Below are 13,105 nucleotides of genomic sequence, written 5' to 3' on the forward strand. Positions count from 1 at the left end.
GCGTTCACTGGCAGGCCTCGCAGGTGGGATCTGCGATGGAGCAGGCGCTCGGCCCCTCCGCCAGGATGGGGGCGACGGCGTTGAGCTTGCCGTCGGTGCCGCGCAGCGTGGATTTCTCCACATGGGTGGCCGAGCGGGCGCGCAGGTAATAGGTGGTCTTCAGCCCCAGCCGCCACGCGAGGCGATAGGCCTCGTCCAGCTTCCGGCCCGAGGGCTCGGCCATGTAGAGGTTCAGCGACTGGGCCTGATCGATCCACTTCTGGCGTCGCGCGGCGGCGCGGATGAGCCATTCCGGCGCGATCTCGAACGCGGTGGCGTAGAGCGCCTTCAGGTCTTCCGGCACGCGGTCGATGGCGCTCACCATGCCGTCGTAATACTTGAGATCGGAGATCATCACCTCGTCCCACAGGCCGCGGGCCTTCAGGTCCCGCACGAGATTGGCGTTCACCACCGTGAAGTCGCCGGACATGTTGGCCTTTACATAAAGCTGGCTGTAGGCCGGCTCGATGGACTGGGAGACGCCGACGATATTGGAGATGGTGGCGGTGGGGGCGATGGCCATGACATTGGAGTTGCGCATGCCGGTGGTCACCACGCGGGCGCGCAGGGCCTCCCAGTCGAGGGTGGAGGAACGGTCGAGGACGATGTTCCCCTCCCGCGCGTCCTCCAGCAGGCCGAGGCTGTCGATGGGCAGGATGCCCCGCGACCACAGCGAGCCCTCGAACGAGGCATAGCGCCCGCGCTCGGCGGCGAGGTCCACCGAGGCGGAAATGGCGAAATGGCTCAGCGCCTCCATGGAGGTGTCCGCGAACGCCACCGCCGCTTCCGACGCGGTGGGCAGGCTCAGCGCCTCCAGCGCGTCCTGGAAGCCCATCAGCCCCAGGCCCACCGGCCGGTGCCGCAGGTTGGAGCGGCGCGCTTCCGGGACGGTGTAGAAGTTGATGTCCACCACATTGTCCAGCATCCGCATGGCCGTGGAGACGGTGCGCCGCAGACGGTCGAGGTCGAGGCCCGCCGCGCTCACATGGGCCGCGAGGTTGACCGAGCCGAGGTTGCACACCGCCACCTCGTCGGCGCTGGTGTTCAGCGTGATCTCGGTGCACAGGTTCGAGGAGTGCACCACCCCGGCGTGCTGCTGGGGCGAGCGCAGGTTGCAGGGGTCCTTGAAGGTGATCCAGGGGTGCCCCGTCTCGAACAGCATGGTCAGCATGCGCCGCCACAGGTCCACCGCCTTCACCCGGCGCCACACCCGCATCTCCCCCCGATCCGCCTTGGCCTCACAGGCCTCGTAGGCGGCCTTGAAGGGCCTTCCGTAGAGGTCGTGCAGCTCGGGCACCTCGTCGGGCGAGAAGAGGGTCCATTCGGCGCCCGCCTCGACCCGCTCCATGAAGAGGTCCGGCACCCAGTTGGCGGTGTTCATGTCGTGGGTGCGGCGGCGGTCGTCGCCTGTGTTCTTGCGAAGATCGAGGAATTCCTCGATGTCGATATGCCATGTCTCCAGGTAAGCGCACACCGCGCCCTTGCGCTTTCCGCCCTGGTTGACGGCAATGGCGGTGTCGTTCGCCACCTTCAGGAAGGGAACGACACCCTGGCTCTCGCCATTCGTGCCCTTGATGTGCGCGCCGAGACCGCGCACCTGTGTCCAGTCATTGCCAAGTCCGCCGGAATACTTGGCGAGAAGGGCATTGTCCTTGATGGCTTTGAAGATGCCTTCGAGATCGTCGGCAACGGTGGTGAGGAAGCAGGAGGAAAGCTGCGGGCGCAGGGTGCCGGCGTTGAACAGGGTGGGCGTCGAGGCCATGAAATCGAAGGAGGACAGGAGATCGTAGAATTCGATCGCCCGCCCCTCCCGGTCGATCTCGCGCAGGGCAAGGCCCATGGCCACCCGCATGAAGAAGGCCTGCGGCAGCTCGAACCGCTTTCCGCCCGCATGCAGGAAGTAACGGTCGTAGAGAGTCTGGAGGCCGAGGTAGTCGAACTGAAGGTCTCGCTCCGGCTTGAGCGCGGCGGCAAGGCGCGCGAGGTCGAAGCGGCCGAGCTCCGGGTCGAGCAGATCGGCGGAGATGCCGGCTTCCACATAGGCGGAAAAGTATTCGGCGTAGCGCTCCGCCATCTCCGCCTGGGTCGCCTCGTCGGGCCGGCCATGCACGAAGGAGAGCGCCTCGCGCCGCAGGCTGTCGGTGAGCAGGCGGGCCGAGACCTTGGCATAGCCGGGCTCGGTCTCGATCAGCGTGCGGGCGGCGAGGATGGGCGCCTGGGCCAGCTCTTCCCGTGAGATGCCGTCATAGAGATTGCGCTGCGTTTCCGCGAGGATCGGCTCTGCCGCCACCCCTTCGAGCCCGGCGCAGGCCTCGCGGATCAGGGCTTCGAGCCGGGCCGCGTCGAGCGGCGCGAGCGTGCCGTCGGCGGCCCGCATCCGCAGCGCGGGTGCGGTTCCCGCCTGCGCCTTCGCGACCTGCGCGGCGGCGCGCTCCTTCGCCCGCTCCTCGCGATAGAGCACATAGGCGCGGGCCACCTTGTGGTGCTCGCCGCGCATCAGGGCCAGCTCCACCTGGTCCTGGACGTCCTCGATATGGAAGGTGCGGCCGGCATCGGCCCGGCGGGTGAGGCCTGCCATCACCTGCTCGGTCAGGGCGGAGACGATCTCGTGCACCCGGCGGGAGGCGGCGGCCCGCCCGCCTTCCACCGCCAGGAACGCCTTGGTGAGCGCCACCGCTATCTTGGCGGCGTCGAACGGTGTCACCGCGCCGTTGCGGCGGATCACCTGGTAGCCCGGCTCGGCCGCGCGCGGGGCCGGGGGAAGGCTCGCCGGCAGGGCCGCGGCGACGGGCTGGCCGGTCTGGATGGAAAGGGACATGCGCCTTGAACCCCAATGCGTTGGAAGCAAAGGCCAAGCGGTCGCAAACGGGCGCGCGCGATGCCGCCGCGCCGAAGATGCGATCCACCGGGACACCCCGCCCGAGGACGATAGCGGTGTCACGGCAGGTCTCCTGGCTCGCGGGTCGTCGCCAGCGGTCCGCCTTCCCGGGCTTGCGCCCAGTGACATGCGTGGACCTCGGCTCGCCGCTTACAGTTGCGGGGGCAGCACCGGCATCGCACCGGTTTCCCTCTTGGCTCTCGCTCTTTCGAGTCGAGAGACCGTGACCACAACATGTAGCGCCACTTAGTCGACTGCTGTCAATATTTGGCGGGGGCTATCCCCTGCTCGCCACGTCTTGTGGAAAAGGCGCCACCGCCGGCAGGGCTTGCTGGCGGTGGCTTCGGGCTGGAGCGGAGGGTCAGCCCGCGGCGCGCAGGGCCTGGGCTGCGGCCACCATGTTGGCGAGGGCAGGGCGCACCTCCTCCCACCTGCGGGTCTTCAGGCCGCAGTCCGGGTTGATCCAGATCTGCGTGTCGTCGAGCCGGCGGCGGGCGAGGGCGAGCAGCTCCGTCATCTCCGCCACCGAGGGCACGCGCGGGGAGTGGATGTCATAGACGCCGGGGCCGATCTCGTTGGGATACTTGTAGGTCTTGAAGGCATCGAGCAGCTCCATCTTCGAGCGCGAGGTCTCGATGGAGATGACGTCCGCGTCCATGGCGGCGATGGCGTCGATGATGTCGTTGAACTCCGAGTAGCACATGTGGGTGTGGATCTGCGTCTCGTCGGCGACGCCCGAGGCGCACAGGCGGAAGCACTCCACCGCCCAGGCGAGATACGCGCCCCACTGCCCGCGGCGCAGCGGCAGCCCCTCGCGCAGGGCGGCCTCGTCGATCTGGATCATGGCAGCGCCCGCCCGCTCCAGGTCCTCGACCTCGTCGCGGATGGCGAGGGCGATCTGCCGGCAGGCGGCGGCACGGGGGATGTCGTCACGCACGAACGACCAGTTGAGGATGGTCACCGGGCCGGTGAGCATGCCCTTGAGGGGCCTCCGCGTGAGCGACTGGGCGTAGCGCCACCACGCCACCGTCATGGGCGCGGGGCGGGAGACATCGCCGAACAGGATCGGCGGGCGCACATAGCGCGAGCCGTAGCTCTGCACCCAGCCGTGCCTGGTGAAGGCGAAGCCGGAAAGCTGCTCGCCGAAATACTGCACCATGTCGTTGCGCTCGAACTCGCCATGGACCAGCACGTCGAGGCCGATCTCCTCCTGCCAGCGCACCGCCCGCGCCGTCTCCTCGCGCAGGAAGGCGGCGTAGGCGCCGTCGTCGAGCGCGCCCTTGGCATGGGCGGCGCGGGCCTTGCGCACCTCCTCCGTCTGCGGGAAGGAGCCGATGGTGGTGGTGGGAAAAGCCGGCAGGCCGAAGCGCCGCCGCTGCAGCTCGGCGCGCGCGGCGAAGGAATTCTTCCGGCGCGCCATTTCGTCCGTGACCATGGCGATGCGGGAGGCGACGGCGGCATTGTGCACCTTGGGCGAGGCGCGTCGCGTCGCGGCGGCCGCGGCGGAAGCCTCGAGCGCGACCTTCACCTCGTCGCGCGCGCCGGAGAGCGCGGCGGCGAGCACGCGCAGCTCGTCCATCTTCTGCAGCGAGAAGGACAGCCAGGACTTGAGCTCCGGGTCGAGATCGGTCTCCTGGTCCAGATCGATGGGGACATGGAGGAGCGAGCAGGAGGGCGCGATCTGGACATGATCGGTGCCGCGCCGCGCCACCACATCCTTCAGGCGCTCCACCAGGGCCGGCAGATCCGCCCGCCAGATGTTGCGCCCGTCGACGGCGCCGAGCGAGAGCACGAGGCCCTTCGGCGCCCGCGCCGCCACCGTTTCGAGCTGTTCCGGTGCGCGGGAGAGATCGAGGTGCAGGCCCGCCACCGGCAGGGAAAGAGCCGTGTCCAGATTGTCGTCGAGCGCGCCGAAATAGGTGGCGAGCATGATCTTGAGGCTGGGCAGCGCGCGGGCGAAGGCGCCGTAGGCGCGGCGCAGGGCGTCACGGGTGGCCTCGTCGAGGTCGAGCACCAGGCAGGGCTCGTCCACCTGCACCCATTCCGCGCCGTTGGCGACGAGGCGGCGCAGCATGTCCGTGTAGACCGGCAGCAGGTTTCCGAGCAGGGAGAGGGGATCGAAGTCCGCCGCCTTGGACTTGGCGAGCTTCAGGAAGGTGACGGGGCCGAGCAGCACAGGGCGTGTCTCATAGCCCAGGGCCCTGGCCTCGCGATATTCCTCCACGGCCTTGAGGGAGGCGAGCTCGAAGCGCTGGCCGGGCGCGAGCTCGGGCACCATGTAATGGTAGTTGGTGTCGAACCACTTCGTCATTTCCTGGGCCGGGGCACCCGCGCCGGCGTGGTGGACGTGGCCGCAGGCGCCTGTTGCCGCGCCGCCGCTGCCGCGCGCCATGGCGAAATAGGTGGAGAGCGGCACCTTGCCGCCGCTCCAGCCGTAGGCCTCGGGAATGGCGCCCACCATCACGCTGGTGTCCAGCACCTGATCGTAGAGCGAGAAGTCGTTGGAGGGGATGACGGTGATGCCCCGCGCCTTCTGCCGCGCCCAGTTCTGCGCGCGCAGGGCGGCGGCGGCGGCGAGCAGCTCCGCTTCGGAGGTCTTGCCGGCCCAGTGGCTTTCGAGCGCGGCCTTCAGCTCGCGGCGCGGGCCGATGCGGGGCGTGCCCAGGGTGGCGACGGGGATGGTGGAGCGGAAATTGGCGGAGGCGGTCACGGCATGAAGCCCTTGTGCTGTGGGCGGGCCGTGAGGGCAGGCGTCGAGCCTCCGCGCGGCGGGAGCCGGCGGAGCCTGAGCGCACCACCGGGACACCCCGCCCGAGGACGTTTCTGTTGCCGGGGCAGGTCTCCTGGCTCACGGGTCACGGCCTTGCGTCCGCCTTCCCGGGCTTGCGCCCAGTGGCATGGATGGAGCTTGGCTCGCCGCTGACAGTTGCGGGGGCAGCGCCGGCTTCGCACCGGCTTCCCTCTTAGCCGCGGCGCCGGAAAAACCGGTCCGCGGAACCTCGACGCCGGGCAGTCTGTTCGGGGAAGATGACGCTGTCAAGCGCCATATAAGGACATGCTTATGTCGTAATTTCATTTGCAGGCGCTTCAGCCCGCCGCATAGGGCGTGAAGGCGCTGCGGTTCTCGTCCACCGCCAGCGGGCGGCCGATGAGAGGAAAGGCGCGCTGGGGGCAGGCGGGGCGCTCGCACACCTTGCAACCGGCTCCGATGGGGGTCGCCGCAGCCGGGTCCGCGAGGGCGAGGCCGCGCGAGTAGACGAGCCGCCCGGCATGGCGGATGTCGCAGCCGAGGCCGATGGCGAAGGTCTTGCCGGGATCGCCGTAGCCCCCGGCGGCGTGGTGCACGGTGCGCGCGATCCACAGATAGGTGCGCCCGTCCGGCATCTGTGCCTGCTGGGTGAGGATGCGGCCGGGCTGGGCGAACGCCTCGTAGACGTTCCACAGCGGGCAGGTGCCGCCCACGCGCGAGAAGTGGAAATCGGTGGCCGACTGGCGCTTGGAGATGTTGCCCGCCCGGTCCACCCGGATGAAGAAGAACGGCACCCCCAGCGCCCCCGGCCGCTGCAGCGATGAGAGGCGGTGGCAGATGGTCTCAAAGCCGACCCCGAAGCGCGCGCCGAGCCGCTCGATGTCGTAGCGCTCCGCCTCCGCGGCCTTGAGGAAGGCGCCGTAGGGCATCAGCAGCGCGCCGGCGAAATAGTTGGCGAGGCCGATGCGGGCGAGGGCGTGGGTTTCCGGCGCGCCCTGGGCCGCCGCGCGGGCGAGGCGGGTGATGGCCTCGCCCGCCTCCAGGAAGGCGAGCTGGGTGGCGATCTGGAATGCGCGCTGGCCGTCGTCGAGCCGGCGGGAGAGGCGCAATACACGCTCGCCGGGCAGGAACCGGCGCTGGCTCTCGCCTTCGGCACGCGCCACGCGCACGCCATGGCGCGCTTCCAGATGGCGGGCAAGGCCCTCGGCCATGTCGCCGGCGCTGAGATCCGCGTTCTGCGCCAGCTTTTCGGCGGCCTCGTCCAGCTCCGCGAAGTAGTTGTGGTGGGCATAGAAGAAATCGCGCACCTGCTCGTAGGGCATGGGCGCGGCGTGGGTTGCGATGCCGCCGGTGCCGAGGCCGAGCTCGCCCGCCATGGCATCCGCCCGCTCCAGCGCGTGGCGCCAGCGCCGGTGCAGGGCCACCACGGCGCGGCCGAGCGCGGGCATGGCGGAGGCGACCTCCTTCAGCTCGGCGAGGCTCACCTGCTCGCCGTTGAGCGGATCGGCGAACACCTCGCGCAGGTCCGCCACCAGCCGCCCCTCGTCCCCCTCCGAGAACAGCTGCACGTCCACGCCGAAGATTTCGTTTATCTTCAGCAGCACCGGCACGGTGAGGGGGCGCTGGTTCTTCTCCAATTGGTTGAGATAGCTGGCGGAGAGGCCGAGCGCCTGGGCCAGCGCCGCCTGGGTGAGGCCCCGTTCCTCCCGCAGCCGCTTCAGGCGCACGCCGACGAAGGTCTTCTTCATGCCCGGCTCCGGGATTCGCAACATTTGCAAATCAGCGGTCTATGCCTCGCAAATCCACGCATTTTCAGTCATTCCGCGCTGTCTCGTTGGCAAATATTGTGAGGAAACGATCCGGCTGCAAGACAAATCGCAGCCGGTGCGCAGCAGCCGAAACGCGAAGAGGAAGACCCCATGGGCCAGCGCAAGAGCTACGCCGAACTCGCCGCCGAACTGAAGGCGCGGTTCCCCGAAGGCGTGGCGGCCGGCGGCGTGAGCGTGGACGACATCATCCAGCTCCGCCTCCAGAACACATTCGACACCCATCTCGACATCGCCCGCGCCATGGCCAGGGTGATGCGTGCCGACATGGCGGCCTATGACGCCGACTCCTCCCGCTTCACCCAGTCGCTGGGCTGCTGGTCGGGCTTCCACGCGCAGCAGATGATCAAGTCCGTGAAGCGCCTGAAGGGCACGGCGAAGGGCGCCTACGTCTACCTTTCCGGCTGGATGGTGGCGGGCCTGCGCAACCGCTTCGGCCACCTGCCGGACCAGTCCATGCATGAGAAGACCTCGGTGGCGGACCTGATCGAGGAGATCTACGTCTCCCTGCGCCAGGCGGACGAGGTGGCCATCAACGACCTGTTCAAGGCGCTCAAGGCCGCGCGCGCCAAGGGCGACCGGGCCGCCGAGGCCGAGGCCATCGCCGCCATCGACAGTTTCGAGACCCATGTGGTGCCGATCATCGCCGACATCGACGCGGGCTTCGGCAACGAGCATGCCACCTACCTGCTCGCCAAGGAGATGATCAAGGCCGGCGCCTGCTGCCTCCAGATCGAGAACCAGGTGTCCGACGCCAAGCAGTGCGGCCACCAGGACGGCAAGGTGACGGTGCCGCGCGAGGACTTCATCGAGAAGCTGCGCGCCTGCCGCCTCGCCTTCGAGGAGCTGGGGGTGGAGGATGGCGTCATCGTCGCCCGCACCGACAGCCTCGGTGCCGGCCTGACCCAGAAGATCCCCGTGAGCCGGGAACCCGGCGACCTCGCCAGCCAGTACAACAAGTGGCTGAAGACCTCGCCGGTCACGCTCTCCGACCCGCTGAGGGAAGGCGAGCTCGCCATCGTGCTCGACGGCGCGCTGGTACGCCCGGAGCGGCTCGCCAACGGCCTGTTCGCGTTCAAGGCGGGCACCGGCCGCGCCCGCGTGATCGAGGATTGCATCGCCTCCCTCACCCAGGGCGGGGCCGATCTCCTGTGGATCGAGACCGACACGCCCAACGTGAAGGAGATCGCGGGCATGGTGGCGGAGATCCGCGCCGTGGTCCCGGGCGCCAAGCTCACCTACAACAACTCGCCCTCCTTCAACTGGACCCTCAACCTGCGCAAGCAGGTGCGCGCCGAATGGATCGCGCAGGGCCGCGCGGGGGCGGAGAGCTATCCGGATGGGCTCCAGCTCATGTCCGCGAAGCTCGACGGCGACGAGCTGGGGCAGGAGGCGGACCGGCGCCTCGCGCAGTTCCAGGCGGATATTTCGGCGCAGGCCGGCGTGTTCCACAATCTCATCACGCTGCCGACCTTCCACCTCACGGCCAAGAGCATGGACGAGCTGAGCCACGGCTACTTCGGCGCCGACCGCATGAAGGCTTACGTGAATACGGTTCAGCGCGAGGAGATCCGGCGCGGCGTTTCGGCTGTGAAGCACCAGCACGAGGTGGGCTCCGATCTCGGTGACACCTTCAAGGAGATGGTGGGCGGCGAGCGGGCGCTGAAGGCCGGCGGACACGCCAACACCATGAACCAGTTCGCGGCGGAGTGACCTCCCGCCCCGTTCCCTCTCTCGGCGTGGAAGGCGGCACCTCCCCCGCGTGCCGGCCGGCGGGCCGTGGCAGCCCGCCTGCCGGATGAGAGAGGGCAAGGGTGAGGGGCCGCCCGCCCGCGGTTCAGGGCTTCGCCGGAAGGCAGGGCCCCTCACCCGTCTTTTCCTTGCCGTTCCCAGTTCGAGGAGGATCGAGGATGAATGCCGAATTCAAGGCCGTCGTGGCGCAGGAGCGTCCGGAGCAGGAGAAGGCCATCAACCGTGTTGCCGATGCGGTGCACCGGGTGAACGAGGCCATTCAGCGCGCGGTCGCCGCCGGCGTTTCGGTGGAGCTGGTGCGCGTCTCCCGCCACCATGACGGCGCTGGCGCCTGGGGAGACCAGATGATCCCCCTGGTGCGCGCGCCCTCCGCCCCTGGAGCGGCCTGAGATGGCCGCGCCCGCGGCCGTCCTCCCGCGCGCGGCCGGCGCGGGCACGCTGGCTCCCCTCACGGACGAGAGCGGCGCGACCGCGCCCGGTCCGGCCGAGACCTCTTTCGTGGAGATGGTGTTTCCGGAGCAGGCCAACCATTACGGCACCCTGTTCGGCGGCAACGCCCTCTCCCTCATGGGCAAGGCGGCCTTCGTGGCCGCCACCCGCCGCGCCCGCGCGCCGGTCGTCATGGCGCGCGCGGAGAAGACCGATTTCCACGAGCCGGTGCGGGTGGGCGAGATCGTGGAGGTCAATGCCCGCGTCACCCGCGTGGGGCGCGCCTCCATGACGGTGGAGGTGGAGATGACGGCCGAGGCCCTCGTCTCCGGCGCCCGCCGGCTGGCCGTGCGCGGCGCCTTCGAGATGGTGGCGGTGGATGCCGCCGGCCGCCCGGTGCCCGTGCCTTCCCCCATTCATCAAGACGAGGATCAACGCCCGTGAAGCAGCACCACGTCCACACCTACAAGTCCGCTGAGCCCCTGGCGCGCACAGACCAGCTCGCCTGGAAGATCGCGGAGGTGGCGACCGACCCGGTGGAGGTGGAGGCCGATGTGGCCGAGATGATCGGCAACCGCATCATCGACAATGCGGCGGTGGCGGCGGCCTCCCTCACGCGGCGCCCGGTGGCGAGCGCGCGGGCCCAGGCCCAGGCCCACCCCTACCAGCCCGGCGCCACCGTGTTCGGCCTCTCGCCGCACCGGCGCGTCTCGCCCGAATGGGCGGCGTGGGCCAACGGCGTCGCCGTGCGCGAGCTCGACTTCCACGATACCTTCCTCGCCGCCGAATATTCCCACCCCGGCGACAACATTCCCCCGGTGCTGGCCGTGGCCCAGCATTGCGGGCTCGACGGCGCGGCGCTGGTGCGCGGCCTCGCGGCGGCCTACGAGATCCAGGTGGACCTCGTGAAGGGCATCTGCCTGCATGAGCACAAGATCGACCACATCGCCCATCTCGGCCCCTCGGCCGCCGCCGGCATCGGCGCCGCGCTGGGGCTCGGCACCGAGACGGTCTACCAGGCGGTGCAGCAGGCGCTGCACGTCACCACCACCACCCGCCAGTCGCGCAAGGGCGAGATCTCCTCGTGGAAGGCCTATGCCCCCGCCTTCGCCGGCAAGATGGCCGTGGAGGCCGTGGATCGCGTGATGCGCGGGGAGGGCGCGCCCTCCCCGGCCTGGGAGGGCGAGGACGGCTTCATCGCCTGGATGCTGGGCGGGCCGAAGGCGGAATACCTCGTGCCGCTGCCGGAGAAGGGGGAGGCCAAGCGCGCCATCCTCGACACCTACACCAAGGAGCATTCGGCCGAATACCAGAGCCAGGCGCTCATCGACCTCGCCCGCCGGCTGGGGCCGAAGATCCGGGAGGCGGCGGGCGATCTCTCGCAGGTGGCATCCATCGTCATCCACACCAGCCACCACACCCATTACGTGATCGGCACCGGTGCCAACGACCCGCAGAAGATGGACCCGAAGGCGAGCCGAGAGACCCTCGACCATTCCATCATGTACATCTTCGCGGTGGCGCTGGAGGACGGCGCCTGGCACCACGCGCGCTCCTATGCGCCGGAGCGCGCGGGCCGGCCGTCCACGGTCGCGCTGTGGCACAAGGTCTCCACGGTGGAAGACCCCGAGTGGACGCGCCGCTACCACAGCCGCGACCCGAAGGAGAAAGCCTTCGGCGGCCGCGTGGTGGTGACGCTCAGGGATGGCCGGGTGATCGAGGACGAGCTCGCCATCGCCGACGCGCACCCCCTCGGCGCGCGCCCGTTCGGGCGGCGAGAGTACATCTCGAAGTTCCGCGAGCTGGCGCAGGGCGTGGTAGCGCCCGCGGAGCAGGAGCGCTTCCTGGGCACCGTGGAGCGGCTCCCCAAGCTGAAGGCGGATGACCTCGCCGGCCTCACCTTCCAAGTGGACCCCGCGCTGCTCGGTTCCGTCCGCGCCGCCGGCATCTTCGACTGGCGCGGCAACGCGGCGCCCGAGCTCGCCGTGCTCTCCGGCTGATCGGCCTCCCGCAACCCCGTCGAACCTTCTCCCGCTCGCGGGGGAGGGCAGGGAGGGGGAGGCGCGGTTTTCCGTGCCGGCCGGCGTCCGCTCGCGTCCCGTCCCCTCGCCGCGGACGTCGGCTCCCTTTCCGGTCCTCCCCCGCGGGCGGGAGAGGGCCCCGCCCCGGCGCGGCGTCGGGGCGGAAAAGCCAATCGCATTTCATCCGTGGCCGCACGCCACGCCCAACCGGTCTTCGTGGAGGATCAGATGTCCGAGCATCAGCCGAGCGCGGTGAAGAGCGCGCCGAAGAAGTCCGTGTCCCTTTCCGGCGTCGTGGCCGGCAACACCGCTCTGTGCACCGTCGGCCGTTCCGGCAACGACCTGCACTATCGCGGCTACGACATTCTCGATGTGGCCGAGAGCTGCACCTTCGAGGAGATCGCCCACCTGCTGGTGCACGGCACCCTGCCCACCACCGCCGAGCTTGCCGCTTACCACGCCAAGCTGAAGAGCCTGCGCGGCCTGCCCGCCGCCGTGCGTCGCACGCTGGAGGAGCTGCCCGCCGCCGCCCACCCCATGGACGTGATGCGCTCCGGTGTGTCGGCCCTCGGCTGCGTGCTGCCGGAAGCCGCCGACCACAACCATGCCGGCGCCCGCGACATCGCCGACCGGCTGCTCGCCTCGCTCGGCTCCATGCTGCTCTACTGGCATCATTTCTCGCAGAACGGGCGGCGCATCGAGGTGGAGACGGATGACGAATCCATCGGCGGGCACTTCCTGCACCTGCTCCATGGCCGCGCGCCCCTGGAGAGCCACGTGCGGGCCATGCACACCTCGCTGATCCTCTATGCGGAGCACGAGTTCAACGCCTCCACCTTCACCGCCCGCTCCATCGCCGGCACGGGGGCGGATTTCTACTCGGCCATCACCGGGGCCATCGGCGCCCTGCGCGGGCCCAAGCACGGCGGCGCCAACGAGGTGGCCTTCGAGATCCAGAAGCGCTACGCCGACCCCGACGAGGCCGAGGCGGACATCCGCCGCCGGGTCGCCGCCAAGGAGGTGGTGATCGGCTTCGGCCACCCCGTCTACACGGTGGCGGACCCGCGCAACGCGGTCATCAGGGACGTGGCGCGGCGCCTCTCGCTGGAGGCGGGCTCCACCCGCATGTTCGACATCGCCGGCCGTATCGAGGCCGTGATGGGCGAGACCAAGAAGATGTTCGCCAACCTCGACTGGTTCAGCGCCGTCTCCTACCACATGATGGGCGTGCCCACGGCCTTGTTCACGCCGCTGTTCGTCATCGCCCGCACCTCCGGGTGGAGCGCGCACATCATCGAGCAGCGGATGGACAACAAGATCATCCGCCCCTCGGCCAATTACGTGGGACCGGAAAACCAGCCGTTCGTGCCGCTGGAGGCGCGGGGCCGCGCCGCCATCCGCGCCGCGTGAA

The 13,105-nt window shown here is 69.6% G+C and carries 8 protein-coding genes and 2 riboswitches; of the genes, 5 read left to right on the forward strand and 3 right to left on the reverse strand.

The annotated features are described in order from the left end of the window. Positions 1-4: 4 nt before the first annotated feature. The 3 genes from V5F61_RS01085 to V5F61_RS01095 all read right to left on the reverse strand — a co-directional run bounded on the left by V5F61_RS01085 (position 5) and on the right by V5F61_RS01095 (position 7,414). Positions 5-2,857, reverse strand: a complete 2,853-nt coding sequence (locus tag V5F61_RS01085) for a ribonucleoside-diphosphate reductase subunit alpha (RefSeq protein ID WP_393987029.1) — start codon at positions 2,855-2,857, stop codon at positions 5-7. 106 nt (positions 2,858-2,963) lie between these two features. Continuing rightward, positions 2,964-3,158, reverse strand: a riboswitch (cobalamin riboswitch). A gap of 120 nt (positions 3,159-3,278) precedes the next feature. Next, a complete protein-coding gene (gene metE / locus V5F61_RS01090; protein ID WP_393987030.1) occupies positions 3,279-5,627 on the reverse strand; it encodes a 5-methyltetrahydropteroyltriglutamate--homocysteine S-methyltransferase in 2,349 nt (782 codons plus the stop codon). A gap of 106 nt (positions 5,628-5,733) precedes the next feature. Next, positions 5,734-5,934: riboswitch (cobalamin riboswitch) on the reverse strand. 70 nt (positions 5,935-6,004) lie between these two features. Then, entirely contained in the window at positions 6,005-7,414 is a 1,410-nt protein-coding gene (locus tag V5F61_RS01095) for a short-chain fatty acyl-CoA regulator family protein (protein WP_393987031.1), read from the reverse strand. Positions 7,415-7,585: 171 nt separating this feature from the next. On the opposite strand from V5F61_RS01095, the gene V5F61_RS01100 reads away from it, so the two are divergent. The 5 genes from V5F61_RS01100 to prpC all read left to right on the forward strand — a co-directional run bounded on the left by V5F61_RS01100 (position 7,586) and on the right by prpC (position 13,104). After that, a complete protein-coding gene (locus V5F61_RS01100; protein WP_393987032.1) occupies positions 7,586-9,205 on the forward strand; it encodes an isocitrate lyase in 1,620 nt (539 codons plus the stop codon). A 197-nt stretch (positions 9,206-9,402) separates the two neighbouring features. After that, positions 9,403-9,633, forward strand: coding sequence for a hypothetical protein (locus V5F61_RS01105; RefSeq protein WP_393987033.1), 231 nt, complete (start codon positions 9,403-9,405; stop codon positions 9,631-9,633). Positions 9,634-9,748: 115 nt separating this feature from the next. Next, positions 9,749-10,117: an acyl-CoA thioesterase gene (locus V5F61_RS01110; protein ID WP_393987125.1), complete on the forward strand. Its 369-nt coding sequence runs from the start codon at positions 9,749-9,751 to the stop codon at positions 10,115-10,117. Beyond that, on the forward strand, positions 10,114-11,673 hold the full coding sequence (locus V5F61_RS01115) for an MmgE/PrpD family protein (protein ID WP_393987034.1): 1,560 nt from the start codon (positions 10,114-10,116) through the stop codon (positions 11,671-11,673). Before V5F61_RS01110 ends, V5F61_RS01115 begins: the two co-directional genes overlap by 4 nt. Positions 11,674-11,922: 249 nt before the next feature. Then, complete coding sequence (prpC, locus tag V5F61_RS01120; RefSeq protein ID WP_393987035.1) at positions 11,923-13,104, forward strand: bifunctional 2-methylcitrate synthase/citrate synthase; 1,182 nt, start codon at positions 11,923-11,925, stop codon at positions 13,102-13,104. The last annotated feature ends 1 nt before the right edge of the window (position 13,105 follow it).

This window comes from Xanthobacter sediminis, from assembly GCF_043195015.1.
GTDB lineage: Bacteria > Pseudomonadota > Alphaproteobacteria > Rhizobiales > Xanthobacteraceae > Xanthobacter.

Excerpts from the sequence above, each read along its gene's own strand:
- V5F61_RS01110 (WP_393987125.1), top strand. The coding sequence starts at position 9,749 with ATGGTGTTTCCGGAGCAGGCCAACCATTACGGCACCCTGTTCGGCGGC.
- V5F61_RS01105 (WP_393987033.1), top strand. The coding sequence starts at position 9,403 with ATGAATGCCGAATTCAAGGCCGTCGTGGCGCAGGAGCGTCCGGAGCAG.
- V5F61_RS01085 (WP_393987029.1), bottom strand. The coding sequence starts at position 2,857 with ATGTCCCTTTCCATCCAGACCGGCCAGCCCGTCGCCGCGGCCCTGCCG.
- prpC (WP_393987035.1), top strand. The coding sequence starts at position 11,923 with ATGTCCGAGCATCAGCCGAGCGCGGTGAAGAGCGCGCCGAAGAAGTCC.
- V5F61_RS01095 (WP_393987031.1), bottom strand. The coding sequence starts at position 7,414 with ATGAAGAAGACCTTCGTCGGCGTGCGCCTGAAGCGGCTGCGGGAGGAA.
- V5F61_RS01100 (WP_393987032.1), top strand. The coding sequence starts at position 7,586 with ATGGGCCAGCGCAAGAGCTACGCCGAACTCGCCGCCGAACTGAAGGCG.